This window comes from Telluribacter humicola, from assembly GCF_017355935.1.
GTDB lineage: Bacteria > Bacteroidota > Bacteroidia > Cytophagales > Spirosomataceae > Telluribacter > Telluribacter humicola.
This window is the reverse complement of record NZ_JAFIQT010000001.1, coordinates 1,821,545-1,842,165: the sequence shown is the minus strand read 5'-3', so window position 1 is coordinate 1,842,165 and position 20,621 is coordinate 1,821,545. Positions and strand designations below refer to the sequence as shown.

The window sequence follows — 20,621 nt, the reverse complement described above, 5'->3', positions numbered from 1 at the left end:
TAATGAATTTTATATCCCGATATTAAGACCAAGTGAATAAGATTTATTCAATGGATAGGCATCACTCCGGTTACCATTCTTCTCTGGGTCAAGGCCACGGAATTTGGTAAAGGTGGCCAGGTTCTCAGAAGAGGCGAATATCCGGACATTGCTGATTCCAATCTTATTTAGTATCACTTTGGGGACTGTATAACCTAGCTGCACGTTTTTCAGTCGAAGGTAACTCAGATCGTCAAGCCAGAAAGTTGTTTCTTCGCGGTTGGCATTTCCATTCAAACGTGGCCATGCACCATTGCGGTTTTCAACGGACCAGGGGTTATTCCACTGCCCCCAACCCGAAGCGTAGCGCTGGTTACCAATGTTGACGTTATTGTAGATATTCAGCCAGTAGTCTTTACGACCGGCCGCGCCCTGGAACAGAATCCCCACATCAAAACCTCTCCACGAAAAGTTAGTGTTCAAAGCATAAAAGGTTGTTGGCCGGTCGCGTTGTGTCCGTGGATAGGCTTTTCTGTCCTCTCCGGTAATCCGGCCGTCACCGTTCAGATCTTTACGCAGAATATCACCCGGTGATGCTCCCTGAGGAGTGGCATTATACACATCTTCCCAGGTCTGAGCTATACCAGCGTCCTCGTAGGTGTACAGGAAGTGGTAAGGCATATTCAGGAATACCCAGCCTTTGCCAAGAAACTCGTTCCACTCTTCAAGCTTGGTCGCGTTATAGGAAGCATTCAGGTTAACACCATAAGTAAGCTCGCCAACTCTGTCTCTCCAGGTAATGTTCCCTTCAATACCACGGTTACGAAGACTACCAATGTTCCGGCGTGGTGCGTCGTAAGCTCCGGTCAGGTGAATTGACATCTCCGACGGACGGTTCATACCCGTAGTCAGACGATCATAGAAATCAATTTCGGTAGTCAGACGGTTGTTAAGGAAGCCCAGATCCAGGCCCAGGTTGAACACCGTAGTAGTTTCCCATGATAGGTCGCGGTTTATCATCTTTTCGTTGACAAAGCCTTTTACAATACTACCTCCCAGGAAGTAGTTGCTGGCAGCCAGCGTCTCCTGCTGCTGGTAGCGACCTACCCCACTATTGTTACCCAGTGCACCATAGGAAGCCCGGATCTTTCCGTTGTCTAGCCAGCTTGATGTAAGCGGCTGAAGAAAGCTTTCTTCTGTGAATCTCCAGCCTACTGCTATTGATGGGAAAAAGCCATACTGGCTGCCCGGTAGAAACTTTGACGAACCATCTACCCGAAAGTTGGCCTCAAACAAGTACTTGTCAAAAGCAGTGTAATTGAGACGACCAATGTAGGAACGAAGCCCTTCGGTACTTGAATTTCCACCCGTAGCCTGAATATCAGTCAGGGCGGCATCTACTTCGTGCAAAGTTGGGTGCAGGCGGTCATTACGCGATGTAAACTGGTAACGATCCGACCAGAACTCTTCGCTATATACCCCCAGAACACTAATCTCATGGTTTTGAGCGATGGTCGTGTTGTAGGTCAAACGGCCATTCAGCAAGGTCTTATATCCTGTATTCGTAGCGTTGCTTACTCCGGCATTATCACCTACGTACACCCGGCTACCAAACGAATTGGTCTGGAAGTTATAAGAGCGGTTAGGCATAGCTGCGTTCCAGCCAAACTGGTTGTAGTAGTTCAGCGCATAGTCTACCCGGGCCGTCAGTCCTTTGATGGGTGACCAGTCTATGTACATCATAGTATTGGCTTCCTGGCGGTTTCGGCGGGTAAGGTTATTGACGTAAAGCGTATACGGGTTATAGGCCTGTGGATCTTCGTTATAAGCCATTACACCACCGTAGTATCCGGTAACAGGGTCATACGGAGTAATACCGGCAATGGCATACTGCATATCAAAACCGGCTGTATTGGTTTCATTATCATCCGTAAAACCATCTTCCAGTGCATAACTGAAGTTGGACCAGTTTCCGTTGAACTTTACTCCGGTGTTGATATTAGGACGGATCTTGTAGTCATAGTTGAAACGAGCATTGTAACGGCTAAAATCATTATTGATCTGCAGTCCCTTCTCGTCCATTAAACCTAATGAAATAAAGAAGTTGGACTTGTCACTTCCCCCCGAGGCTGAAAGGTTATGGTTCTGCACCGCTCCATTCCTCATAATGATATCCCACCAGTCAGTATTGGGGTAGCGTAAAGGGTCAATCATACCCAATGCCATCCACTGATCAATGGTACCATCCTTAAAGAAGAAGTTGGAACGAAGTGTATTGACCGCAGCGGCACGCTGATGAATGGTCAGTGCTCTTGGATAATCTGCCATGAAGTCATTGGCACGGGTGGGAGTCGTAACGGCGTAAGAACCCGTGTAGTTGATACTGGCTTTTTCCTGTCCTCTACCCGACTTGGTTGTAATCAGGATTACGCCATTGGCAGCACGTGAACCATATACAGATGCAGAGGTAGCATCTTTCAGAACTGAGATGCTCTCAATATCATTCATGTTCAGACGATTGATGTCCACATCGGGCATACCGTCCACAACTACCAGCGGGCTGGCGTTATTTACGGTTCCCAGGCCACGGATGATAAGGCTGGCGTTGTTACGGCCGGCCATCCCTGTACCCTGCGTCACCGCCAGACCCGGTACCAAACCCGACAGACCCGACGATACGTTGGTCAGGGCGCGGCTGGTAATCTTTTCATCTACATTAACGGCCGAAACAGCACCCGTCATGTTTACCTTCTTCTGAGTACCGTACCCTACTACTACTACTTCTTCCAGTGATTTTACATCTGTCTTCAGAGAAAGATTCAGAGTAGTTTGTGATCCTACGGTCACCTCCTGAGTAATATAGCCAATCGCACTGAATACCAGTACTGAGCTTTGGTTGGTGACATTGATAGTAAAGCGTCCCTCTACGTCCGTATTAGTACCATTGGCAGTACCTTTCTCTACGATACTTACCCCGGGTATACCTTCGTCAGTGCCATCGCCGGTCACACGACCGGTCACAGTAATAGCCTGCAGCTGAGATTTGCTGGCAGGCAACATTGACATAGCACCGGCACGAAAAGGTACCGGCAGTTCATTAGTAGTCTCACGGGCAGCCAGATGTACTGGGAGGATATTCTTAGCCGGTATCACTACTTCTGATACGGACTCCTTTTTACCCGGATTGTTGGCTACATAAATAGTTTCGTTGATCCGACGGAAGCTCAGTCCGGCTTCTTTAGATATAGAACGGAGTACCTGACCCAGGCTCTCGTTCCGGAAGTGTTGGTTCAGCCGCTTGCTGGCTACCAGTTTCTGATCATACTGAAAGTTTAGATCCGTCATTTTGATGATCTGAACGAAAGCATCCTCCAGACTGACATTACGCATATCAGCCGTGAGATAGATACTCTCAATACTTTTTTCCTGAGCCTTCAGGTCCGCCGCGGTCAGTAACCCCACGAACAGGCACTGGAAAAACGCCCCAATCATTGTATACCTTGACATGGCTATGATTTGTGGTAGTAGTTTGAATTTCATATTTTTAAGTGTTTGAAATACGTACCGTGTTTTGAATAAGGCCGAAGCCATGCCCCAGGAGCGCCAACTCAGAGCGTGGTCAGGCCAGAAGTACAGGTCGGCAATAATCGGTTGCCGACCTTTTTTTAGCTACTATCCAATTGGTGCATGCGCCTTTGCTTTTCTAGTTTATAATTACCTCTCTATCAGTCAGCTCGTACGTAAACCGGTCAGGATAGCTGCAAACGTTCAGAATATAGTCAATCGACTTATTCTCAAACTTCCCGCTAAACCGCCACTCAGGGTCTACTTTTTTACCCGCCTGGATACGGATCTTCACGCCATACCACCGTTCCAGCTTTCTCACCACTTCGGCGAAGTCAGCTTTTTCGAAGTACAGAATGCCGTCCTTCCAGCCGAGTAGTTCGGTTTCGTCAAAGGAGGTTACATTGATCTCCTTTTTATCCTTTTCGAAAGTGGCCATCTCGTTCGGTGTCAGGTACACCTCCTTCTTTTCGCTGGCTGTAGACGGTTGGGCCGAAGCCTGCTCTGATGGGTTGATGCCTACTTTTCCTTCCACTACGGCTACCTGAACATCGTCTCCTTCAGGGTAAGCCTTCACCGAGAACTTGGTACCTATTACCCTGATCTGTACATCTTCAGTATGAATAATGAATGGCGCATTGGGATCGGATGCGACTTCAAAAAACGCCTCACCTGTGAGATGTACTTCACGCGTCTTCGAGCGGAACTTCTCGGGGTATGACAGAGTTGAGCCTGCATTCAACTTGATGACGGTACCATCAGTCAGCTTGATGGTAAGCTGCTGGCCATTGGCTACATCCCGCTGTGTCATAGGAGTAGTAGTAGCTTCCGGGCCACCCGGTACTAGTACCCCCTTCCCTACCCACACTACCACCAGCAGCAACACCGCAGCGGCAGCTACCCGCTGTAGTACGGGCAGGATTCTGGTGCGTTGGGTCGTCTCCTCCGGGTACCAGTCCGTCTGCCGGTCTTCAACTCCCTGTACTAGTTTTTCCCATTCGGCATCTACCAGGCGGGGGCTAATTTTCTTTTCCCTGAATGACAAAGCCGCATTAAGTTGCTTTGCCTTTTCAACTTCTGCCTTCATGGTGGGACTCTCGGCCAGCCATTGCTGCCAGACCGGATCTGACTCAGGAGCCTGCCCCTGAATCCAGGCCAGAAAATCAGCATCCAGTAAGAAGTCCGATGCACTAAAATGCGTATAGCGCTGCTTTTCCAATAGCTTCTAAATTGTCTTTTACTACTATAAAGCTTGACTATTTCCGAAGTGACCCTCTGCGAATTAAATTTTTTCTAAAAAAAATACTTAGGATACAATGAGGCAGTGAAAAGATGGCTCATACTGAAACAGCCGACCGTACAAGAGCCGAAGATGGTAGGTAGAATAAAGGATTAGCTCCCTGTGTAGCAGTAGTACCGAGGAGGTTGTTGCCTTAGAATGTAAAGGTCAAAGCAGGAAGTTGATAAGAAATGGAAGCTTGGAAGGACTCACCCGGAGGTCTTCCCCCAGCGTATCGAGCCCCTTATAGATGAGCTTGTACACAGCCCGGGTGGAGATACTCATCACGGTGGCTATTTCGGCAAAAGACTGCTCCCCGTAGAACTTCAGATAAAGAGCCTCTTTCTGCCGCACGGGTAGTCTGTCCAATGCCCGTTGTAATTGCAGGATATTATCCTTGACCGTCTGATCACGGATCATGATAGCCTCGGACGATAGTTCCGGCTGTAGGTCAAAGGTATCCGGATCGATGGCCTGAAAAATATTTCCTGCCTTCATCCGCTTCAGCACCAATCGCCTGAGTGAGGCCAGTAAATAAGCTTTTATGGAAGTAGTAGGTCCAAGATACTCCCTCCTCTCCCATATAGTCAGAAAAAGAATCTGGATGCAGTCCTTTACCTCGTCCTCGTCGTCCTGTAAACGCAGACAGTAATTATAGAGAAAATTGTAGTATGACTTAAAAATTTGTTCAAACACGGCAGAATCACCTGCGCGCAATAACTCCCACTGCTGAGCTTCCGTACCGGATATGACGCTCTCCAACTTCATGCAAGATTAATTAACAGAACGACGTGTTCATACCAGATAAAGCAGGTACGAATTCGATTCTAATAGTTTAATTTTCAGAAAAATTAACGGTACCATCAGATAAGGAGCGTATTACTATGAGCCCACCAGTTACCATAGAGGTTGACGAATAATAGCACGGACTCCCCTACTCAGCGGTATCATTTTTCCGTATTTATTTTTAACCAATCTTAGATTGCAGTCTTAACTGGCTCAGGAAACTTCATATTGAAATCATGAATAGATAAGCCCAGCCACGGGCGGAGTTGGTTGACTGGTGGAAAAAAGGCTGGATCGGTTCGCCAGCTGTCTGAAGTAGTCCGTTGACACGTACCTGATACATTGGGTTCGGTGATGAGTAGTTGTCCCCGTAGTTCCTGACCGATACGGAGGGGAAAGAGAGTGGTAGAAATAGGGAGTGACCAGCCCTTGCTTTTAAGACGCACGGAGAAGATCTCTTTATCTCCACGGTTTACAGTCCATGTCTCCTGGCCTTTACCGGCGGTTTCAAGGCTGAAATCAGCCAACTCTTTAGGTATACCCCAGTTTTCGACGCCGTTCCATAGACTGTCATAGCTGGATACGTAAATCTTGGAGATTGAAAACAAGTAACGGCCACCTAACTTGAACAAGCCGGGGATAAACATCAGCTCCCGGTAAGGCCCTACATCAGAAGTATGGTAATCAACCAGAATAACTCCTCCCAGAACTAACTTAACATTATTCCGCTGAAAAGGGGCAAGAAAACTATGCTCCTGGAGCCACTCTTTACGGTACCAAAACAAAAATATATGCCCATGACCAGTCAGCCGCCATGGAGCGGGCGCTATCAGAGAAGGAATCGGGGAAAACGGGTCATTGATATACATGAGTCTTTTCGATAAACTCTCTGACGGGCTTGACTGACTCAACCGGAGTTTCTTCCATGGGCATATGACCTGCATTCGGAATTACAACCAGTGCACTGTTAGGCAAGTCCTTATCAAATCTTTGCCCATATTCAAGCGGTATTAGCTGATCCTTGGCGCCCCAAAGGAGCAAAGTCGGAGTTTTGATAGTAGGTAGCTGGGTCCAGGGCCCATCTTCACCAATGCTTTCCATCCGTTCGGTCAGCGCCTCCCGATTCCCGTCTCGGCACGTCATATCAAAGTATAACGTAACCAGGCTGTCTGTCACCTTGTTCGGATCAGCATAGAGATACTCCAGACTCTGCCGAATGACGTCGGGGGTAGTTGACTTCTCAAATATTTCCCTTAATACCGGCAACCGCATGATTATGTAAGGCAAGGGGACATTCCTGGATTTAATGGGGTATCCGGCCGCTCCTATCAGTATCATCTTTTGCACCTGCTCCGGATATGTAAGTGCATACTGCCAGGTGATCTCTCCTCCTAGTGAATTACCGACTAGTATACATTTTTTAACTTTAAGCTTTTCCAGAAAGGAATGCATAAAATTTATATAAATCTCCAGGGTATAGTCGTCTGTGGGGTGAGGTCCCGTCAGGCCAAAGCCTGGTAGATCCAGCCGGATGATCCGGTGCTTGTCTTTCAGCGTGCGGGTCCATTCATTCCAGGTAAAAAGGGAGGAACCCGTTCCATGCAGCAGTACCATCGGAACCGAGTCACTCTTGGGGCCTTCGTCCCGGAAGTGTACATCCATTCCATCTACGGACACAAAATCAGTCTGCTTAATATCATACTTTTTTTCCAGTTCTTTGAGTGGTATATCAGGTACTCTGGTGCAGGACCCTGTGGATAGTAATATACAGCTAATTATGATTACAAGTACTCCTACGCTGCGACCGGATCGTTTCTGAATGCTTTTCATGCTGATAGAATTATAATACAGAGAATACAGATCAGAATAAACAGTTCTCTGTCATGTGCTAATAGCTACTACCCTATGTACCCCATCCTATCTCTTCTTCGCTATTCCTTCACAGGCAGAGCACCTGCTGTCCCGAATGGGTACCAAAACAGATGATCACCCACAGGAGTAATGCTCCCTGATACAGAGAGATACTTCAACCGGAAGTATTTATATGCTGAGCTGTTTTTAACTTTCTTTTATAAAGAAGATAAAAAACTGTGCCGCAGCAGTAGAAGCCATCAAAAGAAAGGGAACGGCTGAGTAGCCAGAAGAGGTACTAGCGGGGATACCTGGCTCCGCCAAAGCGGCCATAAATGGACAGACGCAGGACATCCCTGACCAGTATATTCTGACGCCCCTGCTGGTATATATGCATATAACCGGCCTCGGTGGCCCATCTGTGTGTAAGAGGATACTCAAAGCCAAGGTAGAAGCGGTACTGATCAAAATGGCTGGCGATGTTTTTACCGGCATTGACCATGATGTCATTTGCCACTTTGAGTAAAGATCCGGGTTTTACGGCCGCTACCGGATAGCTCAGTTGTGCCTGATACGCAAAACGCCAATTGTACCGGTATCCTTCGGTCAGCCGCATACCATCATGCAAATGGATAAAACGTTCATCGACGCGGTAGCGGTGCTGAAGTAGTAACCGGGGTGACAGGGGTTGAGTGATTACAAAGATCTGGAAAGGTCGTATCTCAGGTACTACCATAGTACCTGTCTTGGTGGGAGTATAGACCCATGACAGAGATAAACCTGCTCCCCCCAGCATGCCTGGTCGGAGAGTATATAGTGCCTGAGTCTGAAATATGATCTGTTGCTCCTTATCCGGATGCATGAACCGCCGGTTATCCAGCTCTGCATTTACCTGCCATTTGTCAGCTATCTGCGATTGCAGATTGATTCGCGTCCAGTAAAGTTGCTGGTGAACACGATCCTGAGCATAAGCTTCATCTATATCGTAGATCCAAAAAAATAGCATAATACTACAAATTACTTTTGTAGCACCTTTACCATATGCTTCCTGAAACATGAAAAACCTTCGGAAAATAACTTGAAATTTAATTAAGGTAAGAAGATTACCCTTCTAAAGTAATGCGGGCACGGGTACATACTCCTCCCACGGGCGGATTAAACTTCGAGACTGATACCACTACTTTGTCTACGGCCGGGTACCGCTCTCTGATGCGCTCAATAACCCGGAAGGCTACGTGCTCCAGTAGTCGTGACCGCTCCTGCATGGCATCCGCAGCTATTCGATATAGCTCCTCATAATTGACCGTTTCGCTCAGGCGATCACGTTGAGCAGCTTCTTCAAAATCAGTAGTAATAATAATGTCGAGGGAGTATTTATTTCCGATCTTCTGTTCTTCGGCATAGTAGCCATGGTAGGCAAAAAACTCCAGACCTTCTAATGCAATTGTCCCCAAGGTGATCGTGTTATTTTGATTGAATACTTGCCAGAGACAGTCTTATGCCCTCAACTAATCACCAAATATAATTAGTTTATTCAGTATAAAAAAAGTGCAACTAAGGCCGCTTTAATGAGGCCCCAGCTGCACTTTCAAATATAGTAAGCTCCTGTTTTAACCGATCTGGTCAAAGAACGAACCACCTGATTTTTTCTCCTCAACAGGCACAGGCTCGGGTTCCCGGTTCTGCTTCAGGGCTCCGACTGCCTCCTGTGACGACTCTGCTACCTGCTCGGCTTCAGCCATAGCCACGGTGGCGTCTTCCTTCGTAGTCAGCTCTTCCTCCTGGGCAGGCTCCTCGGTAACAGCTTCAGTTTTTACTTCCTCTACCTCAGTTACTTCTTCAACCGGAGCCGGGAGCACGATCACTTCCTCAGCGGTAATCTCCTCAACGGCTACCCCATTAGTCACCTCAACAGTTTCAACGGCTGAATCAGAAGTAGTGGTGGTAGTTTCCTCCTGGCCTGTTGCAGGTGTCTCATCTACCGATGCTACCACGGCTTCTTCTACGCCTGCTTCTGTCTGGATGTTCTGGTCCGGTATCATTCTGTCCTTGCCGGCCTCAGCGATTTGCTGCTTGAGGTCTTCGATCCGGGTCTGGTATGAATCCTTATTGAATTTTTTTTCGAATTTATCGACAGTATCGTTGGTACTGTTAACCAGTGTCTTGAGTTGAACAATCAGGTTATCGCGGTACTTCTCAATGGCCTTGAAGTCACGCTCCTGGTTCTTCAGTTCATTAATAAGCTCTTCCTTGACGTAGCGTGACTGGTTTTCGGCATCCTGTAGGAGCATATTAGCCTTACGCTTGGCTTCATTTATCACTTCATCGGATTTGAGTCGCGACTCCTGCAGGTATTTCTCGGCAGCCTTATTAGCCTGCTCGGTGATCTGAGTACTGGTATCTTCGGCAGTTTTTAACGTACGGAAAAGGGTCAACTCTACGTCCCGGAGCTTGTTCAGCTCTTTCTCTGCGATCTCGAGCTGCATCTTGAGCATTTTGTTCTCATTGGTCACCCGCTCCCACTCCTGCGAAAGTGAATTAAGAAATGCACTTACTTCGTCTACGTCATACCCTCTGAATCCTTTTTCGAATGTATGCTGTCGTATATCAATGGGTGAAATCTTCATTAGGACTGTACGTTTTGGTGTTTTGCTTACTTTGTTACCTTTCTCACTTATTTACCGAATTCGTCAATTACTGACTAAAATTACAAATTTCAAAAACATATCTTAATAAATGTACTTACGGTCAGTATATACAGCAAAATAAAGAAAATAGTAGCTTTCGATGCCAGTACTCCCCCACAATTTATTCCTTTATTTCCCACACCGAAATAGTCCGGTCATCACTACACGACACCAGCAGATCTTCGTATTCTGACCACAGTAGTTTATTGACCGAAGTACCATGTCCTGCGTGTCGGGCGCGGTCAATTACTTTTTTTAGTTGAAAAGTATCCGCATCCCATATTTTTACTGACTTATCCATACTGCATGTGGCAAAATATTTTCCATCGGGCCTATACGTCAGGTGGTTAATAGAAAACATATGCGCCGGAATATCCTGTACAGGTTCGTAGTTATTAGCAGCATCCCATACCTTCAGGTGGGCATCCCGACCAGCCGATAGCAGAAAACGGCCATCGGGTGAATACTGTACCGTAAACACAGAGTTGTCGTGAGCCAGAAACCTTTTCTTGAGGGTGAATCCATCGCTATCAAAGACGGTAATGTGCCAGTCGCTGCTACCGGCTGCTATTTCACCACCGGCAGGGTTAATTGCCAGCGAACGTATACTTTTCTGCGATGCCTTGATATGCTTCTGTACGGCAAAGGTCGGGATGTCCATCACAATGATCACTCCATCTCCCAGGGCCAGCAGTGCCTTGTCACCGTATAGCTTGATATCAAATATAGCCGCAGAAGCTATCTTAGATGAAGCAATCTGGGCTTTATTGATTGGGTCAACTACCTGAATGCCTTTAAAATTATGACCTATCCAGAGGTACTTGGAGGTACTGTCATAGGCCAGTGCATAGATTGAAGCGCCTACCTGTGCCACCAGCTCACCCAGATCGGGCTTGCTCAGGTCCCAGCTTACTACCAGCCCATCACCTCCGGCCGAAAAGAATTTATGGGGGATACCGCTATGGGCAAGGGTATATACACAGTCACGATGACCGGAGAAGGTATCTAGTTTATGAACGTTCATTGAAGAGAGGGATTTCCTAAAAAATGCGTCTGGTCTTGGTTTGTATGGAACAACGTAATAAGTTGCTAATCGGTTTTACCTTGTTTATCTAACACTTCATCGATTCCCTTTGCTTATGCCCCTGCACTATACCGAACTATTGAATGACGACTGCCGGGTGTGGCTATGGAAGCTGGATGAAGACGAAGATCAACTACGTGAGCTGCTGCCTGTTACTGATGACCACGCTGAATTTGACACTATCACCCACCCCCAAAAGCGACGCGAATGGCTGGCCGGGCGAATTCTGGTAAAGAAACTGGTAGAAGAGCTTACTTCTGTAGAGTACCGGGGTATGTGGAAGGATGAGCACGGAAAGCCTTTTCTGATTGACTCCTCCTGTCCTATCTCCATTACACATACTGCTGATTATGTAGCCGGAGTACTGCATCAACACTCACCCGTTGGGATAGATATGGAAAAAGTACACCCGAAGCTGATACGAACCGCCCGGAAGTTTCTTTCCGACCCGGAAGTACAACAAGCCGGGGCCCACTTAACCCGACTCTGTATGTACTGGTGCGCCAAAGAAGCCCTATATAAACTCAATGGCCGTAAAAAGGTAAGCTTCCGGGACTCCATTACCATCGCTCCCTTTACGGATAACGCCACGGTACTGGAAGGTACCCTCACGGATGCAGACCGCCTGGTCAGAGCCCGGATACACATCCGTTGGGTAGAGGATTACTGTCTGGCTGTCGCTATCTAATCTTCAAAAACATCGTCCATAATTGACTTCAGGATAGACTCCACCTCTTTTATCTTTTCGGGTTCACCCGCCTTCTCGTACGAAAGGATCAGGTTACGTAGTACACGCTGTACTATCTCCAGATTGGAACAGGGCTGGTAAAACGAATCCTTGGCTTTGAGATTCAACTGCGCTATATAATGATCAATATCCGTCTTGGAGAAGATAATGCCCCGGTTAAACACATTGATATAAAACTGTAGCTTATCCTGCTTATAAGTCAATACGAACAGATTGGGCAGATTAACGCCATGTACGGGCATACCCAGCTTACGGGCAATGAGCATATAGATCACGCAAAGCGTAATAGGATTGCCCCGGCGGCTTTCCAGTACCACGTTGATCATAGAATTGGAGGCGGAATGGAAGCTCTTGGTATTAGCTCCAAAATTCATATTGCCATAAAAGATCCCGTTCATCATCTTGATCTGATCAACCGGGTTCATATCTTCCCTGACCTGTAGCCATATATCGTAGTACAGTTGCTCTATATCAGAGCGGAGCTTATCCAGTGACAGCTCCGGATACTGATAGGTGGCCACAATCCACATACCTTCCAGCAGATCCAGCGCACCACCGTTTTTCCAGCCCTGCAGACGCTCGATCATTACTCTCAGCTGCAGATCATGGATCAGTTCTTCAATTTTTCGTTGTATTACCGGATTGAAACTTTCTTCCCATTCCGTTTCCAGAAACGGTATAACACTACTCCCCAACGATCGAATTTTCTCCTCTACGTGGGTAGTAACCTCCGCATCCTCATCATCCAGCAAAGAAACTAATGCCTTTATTTCCTTATCAGTCATACCTTTCTAGCTTTGTTTTGGTAACGAACGCTTAAATAAAAACAATTTTTGTATCGCTATCAAATTTTCTACTTTTGCCCTAACCCATACTGTACTATTGATGTACCAGGGGCTATTCGTGGCTGATTTTTTGTCCTGACGATATCCAGATTCAACTAATAATATATTTAGATAACATTTCCACATTCAATTTTACAATATGAAAATTCTGGTTACCGGTGGAGCAGGCTTTATAGGATCACACACAGTGGTTGAGCTTCACAATGCAGGTTATACTCCTGTCATTATCGACAACCTGTACAACTCAAACCGGGAAGTGCTGGCGGGCATCTACAATATTATTGGCAAGGAAGTCCCCTTTTACGAAATTGACTGTAACGACGAGCGCGCCGTACGTGACTTATTCGAGAAAGAAAAATTTGATGGTGTTATCCATTTCGCTGCCTATAAAGCAGTAGGCGAATCGGTAGAAAAACCACTAGCCTACTATGAAAACAACCTGATGTCGCTCATCGTTCTGCTCAAAGTAATGCGCGACTACCAGGTTAACAAGTTTGTTTTTTCTTCTTCCTGTACCGTGTACGGTCAGCCCAATGAACTACCCGTTACCGAGGATACCCCCCGTCAACCGGCTGCCTCTCCCTACGGAAATACAAAGGCCATCAGTGAAGATATCATCCGGGATCATGTAATTTCAAAACCTGGCATAAAGGCAATAGCTCTGCGTTACTTCAATCCGATTGGCGCCCATTCTTCCGCTGAAATCGGAGAGCTTCCTAACGGTGTACCGAGCAACCTGGTACCTTATCTTACTCAGGTAGCGGCTGGTCTGCGTAAATCGCTGACGGTATTTGGTGAGGACTATGACACTCCCGATGGTACCTGTGTGCGTGACTTTATACATGTGGTAGACCTGGCTATAGCTCACGTAAAAGCCATTGAATTGCTAAATGAGCAAACAATTAGTGACTATTATGATGTTTTTAATGTAGGAACCGGACAGGGCCATACGGTATTGGAACTGATTAAAACGTTTGAGGAGGTCAATAATCTGAAACTCAATTACAACATTGGTCCCAGACGTCCGGGTGATGTTGAAAAGATCTATGCTCAATCTGACAAAGTAAATAATGTCATGAAGTGGCATGCCGAGAAATCGCTGGCTGACGCGTTGAAAGATGCCTGGCGCTGGCAGGAAAAAATCACCAAGAGTGTATAGTCAACTTTATTTTCTACCATAAGTACCTACACCTGAATATTTACTAGTAGTATGACCAGGAAAATCCTTATCACCGGGGGCGCAGGCTTTATAGGCTCACACGTGGTGCGCCGCTTCGTGACCCAGTACCCGGAGTACCTTATCTTCAACCTCGACGCGCTGACCTACGCCGGCAACCTCGAGAACCTCAGAGACATCGAACAGGCGCCTAACTACACCTTCGTCAAAGGGGATATCGTAGACGCCGACTTCCTGGATCAACTCTTTGCTCAGCACGATTTTCATGGTGTGATACACCTGGCGGCCGAATCGCACGTGGACCGCTCTATCACCGACCCGCTGGCCTTTGTGATGACCAACGTTATCGGCACGGTCAACCTGCTGAACACCGCCCGCAAAACCTGGAAAGGCGACATGCAAGGTCGTAGATTCTACCATGTCTCTACCGATGAGGTATATGGCGAGCTGCACGACCCTAACGAGTTCTTCCTGGAGACGACCAAGTACGACCCCCGCTCTCCCTACTCGGCATCTAAGGCTTCCTCTGACCACTTTGTCAGAGCCTACCACAATACCTACGGACTGCCGGTGGTGATATCCAACTGCTCCAACAATTACGGTCCCAACCACTTCCCCGAGAAGCTCATCCCGCTGATGATTCACAACATCATCCAGGACAAGCCGCTGCCCGTCTACGGCAAGGGAGAGAATATCCGCGACTGGTTATACGTAGAAGACCACGCCCGCGCTATTGATGTGATCTATCACCGTGGCGTCAACGGCGAGACCTACAACATAGGTGGCCACAACGAGTGGAAAAACATTGACCTGGTACTGCTGCTGTGCCGCATTATGGACCAGAAGCTGGGCCGCGCCGAGGGTACCTCTGAGCAGCTGATCACCTACGTCACCGACCGAGCCGGCCACGACCTGCGCTACGCCATTGACGCCACCAGGCTGAAAGAAGAGCTGGGCTGGGAGCCCTCGCTGCAGTTTGCTGAAGGGCTGGAGCGGACCGTAGAGTGGTACCTGACCAACCAGCAGTGGTTGCAGAACGTCACCTCAGGCAACTACCAGAAGTACTACGACGACATGTACGCAGGAAGGTAAAAAATGATTATTGATTGAGCGGCCGCCGCTGCGGAGAATTGTGAATGTTTGAATAAAAAGGTATTCTATCGTTCTCCATGCGACAATCGCTCATTCTCTCAATCACTCATTCACTCAATAGACTCCACATGAAAGGAATAATACTGGCCGGGGGCTCCGGCACGAGGCTTCACCCCCTGACGCTGGCCGTGAGCAAGCAGCTCATGCCCGTCTACGACAAGCCCATGATCTACTACCCGCTCTCGATCCTGATGCTGGCGGGCATCCGTGAAATCCTGATCATCTCTACGCCGCACGACCTGCCGCACTTCGAGAAGCTGCTGGGCGACGGCAGCCGCATCGGATGCTCTTTCAGCTACGCGGTACAACCCAGCCCGGATGGACTGGCGCAGGCCTTCATCATCGGCGAAGAGTTTATCGGAGATGATAAGGTGGCGCTTATCCTGGGTGACAACATCTTCTACGGCTCGGGGCTGTCTAAGCTGCTGCAGTCCAACAACGACCCTGAGGGAGGGGTGATCTATGCCTACCAGGTGCACGATCCGGAGCGCTACGGGGTGGTAGAGTTTGACAAAGACTTCAACGTGCTCTCCATTGAGGAGAAGCCTGAGCAGCCCAAGTCGCACTACGCCGTGCCGGGGCTGTACTTCTACGACAACGAGGTGGTAGAGATCGCTAAGAACATAGAGCCTTCGCCCCGCGGGGAGCTGGAGATCACGGATGTAAACCGGGTGTACCTGGAACGGGGTCAGCTGAAAGTAGGGGTGCTGGATAGAGGTACTGCCTGGCTGGACACGGGTACCTTCCAGTCGCTGATGCAGGCGGGACAGTTTGTGCAGGTGATTGAAGACCGGCAGGGGCTGAAGGTAGGATGTATCGAAGAGGTAGCCTACCGCATGGGCTTCATCACGGAGCAAGAGCTGAAAGACATAGCGGCTCCCCTCATGAAGAGCGGCTACGGTAAGTACCTCATGCAGATTATTCTGCAACCATAGAGGTACTTAGTTTTTGAGTAGCTCAGCTACAATTCCCTGATATTTTTAGACTAAAATAAGAGGTAGATGTCGTTTTCTTTGATAAATTTGAAGAAACGACATCTTTATTTTTGCCTCTACCCTACGGAATGGAGTTTTTACCCGAAGAGATCGAAGCCTACGCCGAAGCCCATACCGAAACTGAGAACGACATTCTTCGTGCCCTCAGTCGTGAAACACACGCCAAAGTACTCATGCCCCGGATGCTCTCGGGACACATGCAGGGACAGTTCCTGGCGATGATCTCGCGCATGATCCGCCCCAATCGTATACTGGAAATAGGTACTTATACCGGATACTCAGCCCTTTGCCTCTGCGAAGGTCTGGCACCGGAGGGCAGACTTATCACCATTGATAAAAATGAAGAACTGGAAAGCCTCGTACGCCGGTACCTGAGCCTTTCCGGCTATGAGTCCAGGGTTAATTATCACCTCGGGCGTGCCGCCGACATTATTCCCGAACTTGACGAAACCTTTGATCTGGTATTTATTGATGCCGACAAGGTTAACTACGCCACCTATTACCACCTGATTTTTGACAAAGTAAGGCAGGGTGGCATCATCATTGCTGACAATGTACTCTGGAGTGGTAAAGTAGTCAATCACGGCCCCAAAAAGATTGATAAGGAGACGCAAGCCCTGCTGGATTTTAATCGTATGATCCAGGAGGATACCCGCGTCAGAAATGTACTGCTGCCTATACGTGACGGTCTGATGATCGTAGAAAAAAGATAAAAATCATAGTTTCTTAATTGTTGTACCCTTTAGCTGCTTCTGATATGCTAAGATTCCCTCTTCAATACCTTCTCCTCATCTGGATGTGCGTGGGATTAACCTGCGGAGATGTATTTGCTCAGGAATATCCAGAGATCCCTAACAGTCTGTCGTTTGCAGGCCTTAATGTTAAACTGGATCCGGGTGCAAGTCGTATCATCGAATCGGATGTACGCAGCCTGATGGCCAACCGGCGCTATTGGGAAGACAAACTGGACAAAGCTGTACTCTACTTCCCTATTATTGAAGGGGTACTTATTGAAGAAGAGGTACCCATTGATTTTAAGTACCTGGCCGTACAGGAAAGCTCACTGGCCCCTGACGCCGTTTCGACATCCAATGCTGTAGGCTTCTGGCAATTTAAGCAGGAAACCGCGCAGGAATTTGGTATACGCGTCGACAACGAGATTGACGAGCGCAAGAGCATTTCGGCCTCTACGCACGCAGCCGCTAAGTACCTCAAACGAAGCAACAAGCAGTATAACAACTGGGTTTCTTCCCTCTACTCCTACTACCTGGGTATGGGTGGTATCAGCCAGATTGTGCCCCCGGACTGGTCATACGCCCGCCAGATTACCCTTGATGCCAAAACCGACCGGTACGTACTCCGGTTCTTCGCCCATAAGATTGCATTTGAGGCCGCGCTGGATCACCATCGTACTGCTAACAAAATTGTCCTGCTCGAATCTGCCCACGGCAAGGGACGCTATTTTGACGACATCGCGGCTGACTTGGGTGTCAATGCTCTGGATCTCCGCAGCTACAACCGCTGGGTCAATGGTGATCAGATACCAGCTGACAGAGACTACATGCTGATCATTCCCGTTGCGACTGACAAAATTAACCTGGTCAGAGAAAAGTTAGCCATGGGACCGGCCAGCGCCAAAGAAGGTTTTGCCCGCGAAGATATTGGCTTCCCGGTACTTCGTAAAGCCAGTGTGCAGCTCAGGGGTCGTGACAATCATGAATACTACGAAATAAATGGATTGCCCGGTATCCGGGCTAAGCCGGGAGATAAAGCGGCTACCCTGGCCAAAGCGGCAAAAATAAGCGTGTCGAGCTTCCTGCGCTACAATGACATGAGTATCAATGATCCTATTGTAGGCAATGAAGTATACTACCTGGCCAGTAAGAACAAGAAAGCCATGGTACCCTTCCATACTGTACGAGACGGCGAAACCTTACGAGGAATATCACAGATGTACGGAATGCGGCTCCGGGAGCTGATGAAGTACAACCGGATCACTAACCGAAACCTGCGCCTGCAGACTGGCCGGGTTATGTGGCTGATGAAAAAGCGTCCGAGCAGTCAGCCGGTGGAAGTAATTGATCGCCCTAGCCCGGGCACCACTCCCGTTCAGGAAAGCAAGCCTGCTCCTGCTGTTACTACGCCCATTGCTTCCAGCTCTGAAATACCTCAGACTGCGGCGGATCGTAAGATGTATACACCCAAGCTAGCCGACACGACGTACCCTTCAGAGGCATCTCCTGCTGCCACCAGTACTACTCCGGGACGTATGAGCACCAGTCCGGCAGGAACAAGCCAGGCAGGTACCACTTCATCACAGGTTAGCACTGCCAAACCTGAAAGTGCCTCTACAGGTGTCTATCAGCCAAGCAAAACTGAAACAGTAGCCACCAAAGCTCCAACTACTTCTGCACCGGCCTCATCGGGTACTACCAATGATCGCGTTGTTATCATTTCGGAAGAAGACAGACGCCCCTCTGCTATTAGTACTGGTAGTACCAGCACCAGTACTAGTACAGTTACTACTAGTCCTGTGGTCGCCTCTACTAACAATACTTCATCAGACTGGGGCTCAGATGTAAGCACCCCACGTCCGGCCAGCCTCAAGCCCGTTGAAACACGTACCAGTAGCACTGAAGCTTCAGCAGAAGCCAACTATCATCGGGTAGAAGGGGGACAAACTTATTTCAGCATTTCAAAACTGTATAATATGTCTGTCAACAGCCTCCTGGCGCTGAACAACCTTACTACCAACGATAAGTTATACGTAGGGCAGCGCCTGCAGGTAAAGCAGAGCAACAGCAGTAGAGTTACTAGTACTACTAGCAATACTAGTAGCACCAGCAGTGTTCCGGCAAGAACTGCTCCGGCCGGAAACGAATATCAGTTCCATACTGTTATGGCTGGTGAAACGCTGTTCCGGATCTCTCAAAACTACCAGGCTGGTATTGAAGAGATTAAAGAACTCAACAATATGAAGGACAATACCGTAAAGGTTGGGCAGAAGATCAAGGTCCCGAAGCGTTAAAAACCTTTTATTTATAAAAAATATAACACCCCCACAGTATGATTTTGATTGATAACACCTGCATTAGTGATGATATAGGGGATCAGTTTTTTGTGTGCAACATCGAAAAATGCAAAGGTGCCTGCTGTGTAGAGGGGGATTCGGGAGCTCCACTTGAGCCCGAGGAACTTCCTATTCTTGAACAGATTTACCCGCATGTAGAGCCCTACCTGACCGAAGCGGGCAAGCAGGTAATTGCTAAGGAAGGAGTTTATACCAAGGACTGGGAAGGAGATCTGGTTACACCGGTGATTGATGGCAAGGAGTGTGCGTATGCCTTTTATGACCAGAAAGGTACGCTGAAGTGCGGTATTGAAGCGGCTTATAACGACGGTAAAATTGACTACAAGAAGCCGATTTCGTGCCACCTGTACCCTATCCGCATAACTAAATACGATCAGTACCATGCCCTCAACTACGATCGCTGGCACATCTGCAACTCAGCTTGTTCGCTGGGGCAGGATCTGGGAGTACCCTTGTATAAATTCCTGAAAGAGCCTCTGATCCGTGCATACGGTGAGGCCTGGTACGAACAACTGGTACAGGAGGTAGAAGAGCGAACCGCTGCCGGTAATGCCAAAAAGTGATTACTTTGAGGACGTCTACGAGGTTGTCCGGCTCATACCGACCGGACGGGTTACTTCGTACGGCGCCATTGCTGCTTACTTAGGCTCCAAAAGAGGAGCACGGATGGTAGGCTGGGCGATGAACAATTGTCATAGCCGTCCTGATGTACCCGCCCACCGCGTCGTCAACCGCCAGGGCCTTCTGACTGGCAAGCATTGTTTTGGCAGCCCAACGGCCATGCAGGAACTGCTAGAGGCAGAAGGAGTACCCGTCAAAAACGATCAGGTACAGGAATGGAACCGCCACTTCTGGGATCCCCTGGTTGAACTACAATAGCCTATAAGTATCTAAAGCAACGAAGTCCGGACCACATGGCCCGGACTTCGTTGCTTGTAAGGATTTTGGACTATTCTACTTCAATAGTATGTTGTACAGCTGTTGACAGTTGAATAGTTTTTGTAACTTTTTGGCCGTCTACTTCTACTTCAAAGTAGAAAGTACCGTTACCGATCTGGTTGAAGTCAAACTTTCTTTTGTAAAGCTCCTCTCCTTTTCCCTGATTTTCACGATAAAGTACGTCTCCGTTTTCGTTTTTCAGCGTGATGCTCATGCGGGAAGAAGAGTGCTTCGCCACCGCCAAGCTCACTTTTGACGAATTATTAATCCGGTACATTCCGATATTGAATGACTTGGGAGCCTTGGTATCGGCAACCCGAATCATGTGATTATCGGCACGGGCAGTAGTAACAGGAAGTACAATCGCAAGGGCTAATAAAAGAGTAACAATGGTAGAGATAACGAACGTTTTCATGGCTTTTCTTAATTTAAGTTTTAAAGGTT

Annotated in this window: 19 protein-coding genes; 8 read left to right on the top strand and 11 right to left on the bottom strand. The window is 48.0% G+C overall.

Going from position 1 to position 20,621, the window contains the following annotated elements; translation table 11 throughout:
- Positions 1–9: 9 nt before the first annotated feature.
- The 9 genes from JUB14_RS07930 to JUB14_RS07890 form a co-directional block, all read right to left on the bottom strand.
- Positions 10–3,519, bottom strand: a complete 3,510-nt coding sequence (locus JUB14_RS07930) for a SusC/RagA family TonB-linked outer membrane protein (protein ID WP_207505325.1) — start codon at positions 3,517–3,519, stop codon at positions 10–12.
- Positions 3,520–3,682: 163 nt separating this feature from the next.
- A complete protein-coding gene (locus JUB14_RS07925; RefSeq protein ID WP_207505324.1) occupies positions 3,683–4,762 on the bottom strand; it encodes a FecR family protein in 1,080 nt (359 codons plus the stop codon).
- A gap of 228 nt (positions 4,763–4,990) precedes the next feature.
- Complete coding sequence (locus tag JUB14_RS07920; RefSeq protein ID WP_207505323.1) at positions 4,991–5,590, bottom strand: RNA polymerase sigma factor; 600 nt, start codon at positions 5,588–5,590, stop codon at positions 4,991–4,993.
- Positions 5,591–5,799: 209 nt separating this feature from the next.
- Positions 5,800–6,477, bottom strand: coding sequence for an acetoacetate decarboxylase family protein (locus JUB14_RS07915; protein WP_207505322.1), 678 nt, complete (start codon positions 6,475–6,477; stop codon positions 5,800–5,802).
- Positions 6,464–7,438 carry an alpha/beta fold hydrolase gene (locus JUB14_RS07910; protein ID WP_207505321.1) on the bottom strand — a complete coding sequence of 325 codons (975 nt, stop codon included), beginning with the start codon at positions 7,436–7,438 and terminating at the stop codon, positions 6,464–6,466. The genes JUB14_RS07915 and JUB14_RS07910 overlap by 14 nt, the downstream gene beginning before the upstream one ends.
- Positions 7,439–7,757: 319 nt before the next feature.
- Positions 7,758–8,465 (bottom strand): DUF2490 domain-containing protein, encoded by a 708-nt coding sequence (locus JUB14_RS07905; protein ID WP_207505320.1) that lies wholly within the window; start codon positions 8,463–8,465, stop codon positions 7,758–7,760.
- Between the two features lie 97 nt (positions 8,466–8,562).
- Positions 8,563–8,913: a dihydroneopterin aldolase gene (folB, locus tag JUB14_RS07900; protein ID WP_207505319.1), complete on the bottom strand. Its 351-nt coding sequence runs from the start codon at positions 8,911–8,913 to the stop codon at positions 8,563–8,565.
- Between the two features lie 156 nt (positions 8,914–9,069).
- Positions 9,070–10,086, bottom strand: coding sequence for a DivIVA domain-containing protein (locus tag JUB14_RS07895; protein ID WP_207505318.1), 1,017 nt, complete (start codon positions 10,084–10,086; stop codon positions 9,070–9,072).
- A 181-nt stretch (positions 10,087–10,267) separates the two neighbouring features.
- Complete coding sequence (locus JUB14_RS07890; protein ID WP_207505317.1) at positions 10,268–11,170, bottom strand: WD40 repeat domain-containing protein; 903 nt, start codon at positions 11,168–11,170, stop codon at positions 10,268–10,270.
- Between the two features lie 115 nt (positions 11,171–11,285).
- On the opposite strand from JUB14_RS07890, the gene JUB14_RS07885 reads away from it, so the two are divergent.
- The gene (locus tag JUB14_RS07885) at positions 11,286–11,918 is read left to right on the top strand and encodes a 4'-phosphopantetheinyl transferase family protein (RefSeq protein ID WP_207505316.1); all 633 of its coding nucleotides are present in this window, start codon (positions 11,286–11,288) and stop codon (positions 11,916–11,918) included.
- Here the strand turns inward: JUB14_RS07885 and JUB14_RS07880 are convergent.
- Entirely contained in the window at positions 11,915–12,763 is an 849-nt protein-coding gene (locus tag JUB14_RS07880; protein ID WP_207505315.1) for a transglutaminase-like domain-containing protein, read from the bottom strand. The genes JUB14_RS07885 and JUB14_RS07880 overlap by 4 nt on opposite strands.
- A 199-nt stretch (positions 12,764–12,962) precedes the next feature.
- Between JUB14_RS07880 and galE the strand changes: the two genes are divergently transcribed.
- The 7 genes from galE to JUB14_RS07845 all read left to right on the top strand — a co-directional run bounded on the left by galE (position 12,963) and on the right by JUB14_RS07845 (position 20,117).
- Positions 12,963–13,982, top strand: coding sequence for a UDP-glucose 4-epimerase GalE (galE, locus tag JUB14_RS07875; protein WP_207505314.1), 1,020 nt, complete (start codon positions 12,963–12,965; stop codon positions 13,980–13,982).
- 51 nt (positions 13,983–14,033) lie between these two features.
- Positions 14,034–15,092 (top strand): dTDP-glucose 4,6-dehydratase, encoded by a 1,059-nt coding sequence (rfbB, locus tag JUB14_RS07870; RefSeq protein ID WP_207505313.1) that lies wholly within the window; start codon positions 14,034–14,036, stop codon positions 15,090–15,092.
- Between the two features lie 128 nt (positions 15,093–15,220).
- On the top strand, positions 15,221–16,087 hold the full coding sequence (rfbA, locus tag JUB14_RS07865) for a glucose-1-phosphate thymidylyltransferase RfbA (protein ID WP_207505312.1): 867 nt from the start codon (positions 15,221–15,223) through the stop codon (positions 16,085–16,087).
- Positions 16,088–16,215: 128 nt separating this feature from the next.
- On the top strand, positions 16,216–16,860 hold the full coding sequence (locus tag JUB14_RS07860; RefSeq protein WP_207505311.1) for an O-methyltransferase: 645 nt from the start codon (positions 16,216–16,218) through the stop codon (positions 16,858–16,860).
- Positions 16,861–16,904: 44 nt separating this feature from the next.
- Complete coding sequence (locus JUB14_RS07855) at positions 16,905–19,175, top strand: LysM peptidoglycan-binding domain-containing protein (RefSeq protein ID WP_207505310.1); 2,271 nt, start codon at positions 16,905–16,907, stop codon at positions 19,173–19,175.
- 38 nt (positions 19,176–19,213) lie between these two features.
- The gene (locus tag JUB14_RS07850) at positions 19,214–19,801 is read left to right on the top strand and encodes a DUF3109 family protein (protein ID WP_207505309.1); all 588 of its coding nucleotides are present in this window, start codon (positions 19,214–19,216) and stop codon (positions 19,799–19,801) included.
- Positions 19,788–20,117: an MGMT family protein gene (locus JUB14_RS07845; RefSeq protein WP_207505308.1), complete on the top strand. Its 330-nt coding sequence runs from the start codon at positions 19,788–19,790 to the stop codon at positions 20,115–20,117. Before JUB14_RS07850 ends, JUB14_RS07845 begins: the two co-directional genes overlap by 14 nt.
- Positions 20,118–20,187: 70 nt before the next feature.
- On the opposite strand, the gene JUB14_RS07840 is transcribed toward JUB14_RS07845, so the two are convergent.
- Positions 20,188–20,592, bottom strand: a complete 405-nt coding sequence (locus JUB14_RS07840; RefSeq protein ID WP_207505307.1) for a hypothetical protein — start codon at positions 20,590–20,592, stop codon at positions 20,188–20,190.
- Between the last annotated feature and the right edge of the window lie 29 nt (positions 20,593–20,621).

Bases quoted from the DNA above. Each gene is read 5' to 3' on its own strand.
- JUB14_RS07915 (WP_207505322.1), bottom strand. From the start codon at position 6,477: ATGTATATCAATGACCCGTTTTCCCCGATTCCTTCTCTGATAGCGCCC.
- galE (WP_207505314.1), top strand. From the start codon at position 12,963: ATGAAAATTCTGGTTACCGGTGGAGCAGGCTTTATAGGATCACACACA.
- JUB14_RS07890 (WP_207505317.1), bottom strand. From the start codon at position 11,170: ATGAACGTTCATAAACTAGATACCTTCTCCGGTCATCGTGACTGTGTA.
- rfbA (WP_207505312.1), top strand. From the start codon at position 15,221: ATGAAAGGAATAATACTGGCCGGGGGCTCCGGCACGAGGCTTCACCCC.
- JUB14_RS07920 (WP_207505323.1), bottom strand. From the start codon at position 5,590: ATGAAGTTGGAGAGCGTCATATCCGGTACGGAAGCTCAGCAGTGGGAG.
- JUB14_RS07905 (WP_207505320.1), bottom strand. From the start codon at position 8,465: ATGCTATTTTTTTGGATCTACGATATAGATGAAGCTTATGCTCAGGAT.
- JUB14_RS07910 (WP_207505321.1), bottom strand. From the start codon at position 7,438: ATGAAAAGCATTCAGAAACGATCCGGTCGCAGCGTAGGAGTACTTGTA.
- JUB14_RS07895 (WP_207505318.1), bottom strand. From the start codon at position 10,086: ATGAAGATTTCACCCATTGATATACGACAGCATACATTCGAAAAAGGA.
- JUB14_RS07860 (WP_207505311.1), top strand. From the start codon at position 16,216: ATGGAGTTTTTACCCGAAGAGATCGAAGCCTACGCCGAAGCCCATACC.
- JUB14_RS07840 (WP_207505307.1), bottom strand. From the start codon at position 20,592: ATGAAAACGTTCGTTATCTCTACCATTGTTACTCTTTTATTAGCCCTT.
- rfbB (WP_207505313.1), top strand. From the start codon at position 14,034: ATGACCAGGAAAATCCTTATCACCGGGGGCGCAGGCTTTATAGGCTCA.
- JUB14_RS07930 (WP_207505325.1), bottom strand. From the start codon at position 3,519: ATGAAATTCAAACTACTACCACAAATCATAGCCATGTCAAGGTATACA.
- JUB14_RS07850 (WP_207505309.1), top strand. From the start codon at position 19,214: ATGATTTTGATTGATAACACCTGCATTAGTGATGATATAGGGGATCAG.
- JUB14_RS07880 (WP_207505315.1), bottom strand. From the start codon at position 12,763: ATGACTGATAAGGAAATAAAGGCATTAGTTTCTTTGCTGGATGATGAG.
- JUB14_RS07855 (WP_207505310.1), top strand. From the start codon at position 16,905: ATGCTAAGATTCCCTCTTCAATACCTTCTCCTCATCTGGATGTGCGTG.
- JUB14_RS07845 (WP_207505308.1), top strand. From the start codon at position 19,788: ATGCCAAAAAGTGATTACTTTGAGGACGTCTACGAGGTTGTCCGGCTC.
- JUB14_RS07885 (WP_207505316.1), top strand. From the start codon at position 11,286: ATGCCCCTGCACTATACCGAACTATTGAATGACGACTGCCGGGTGTGG.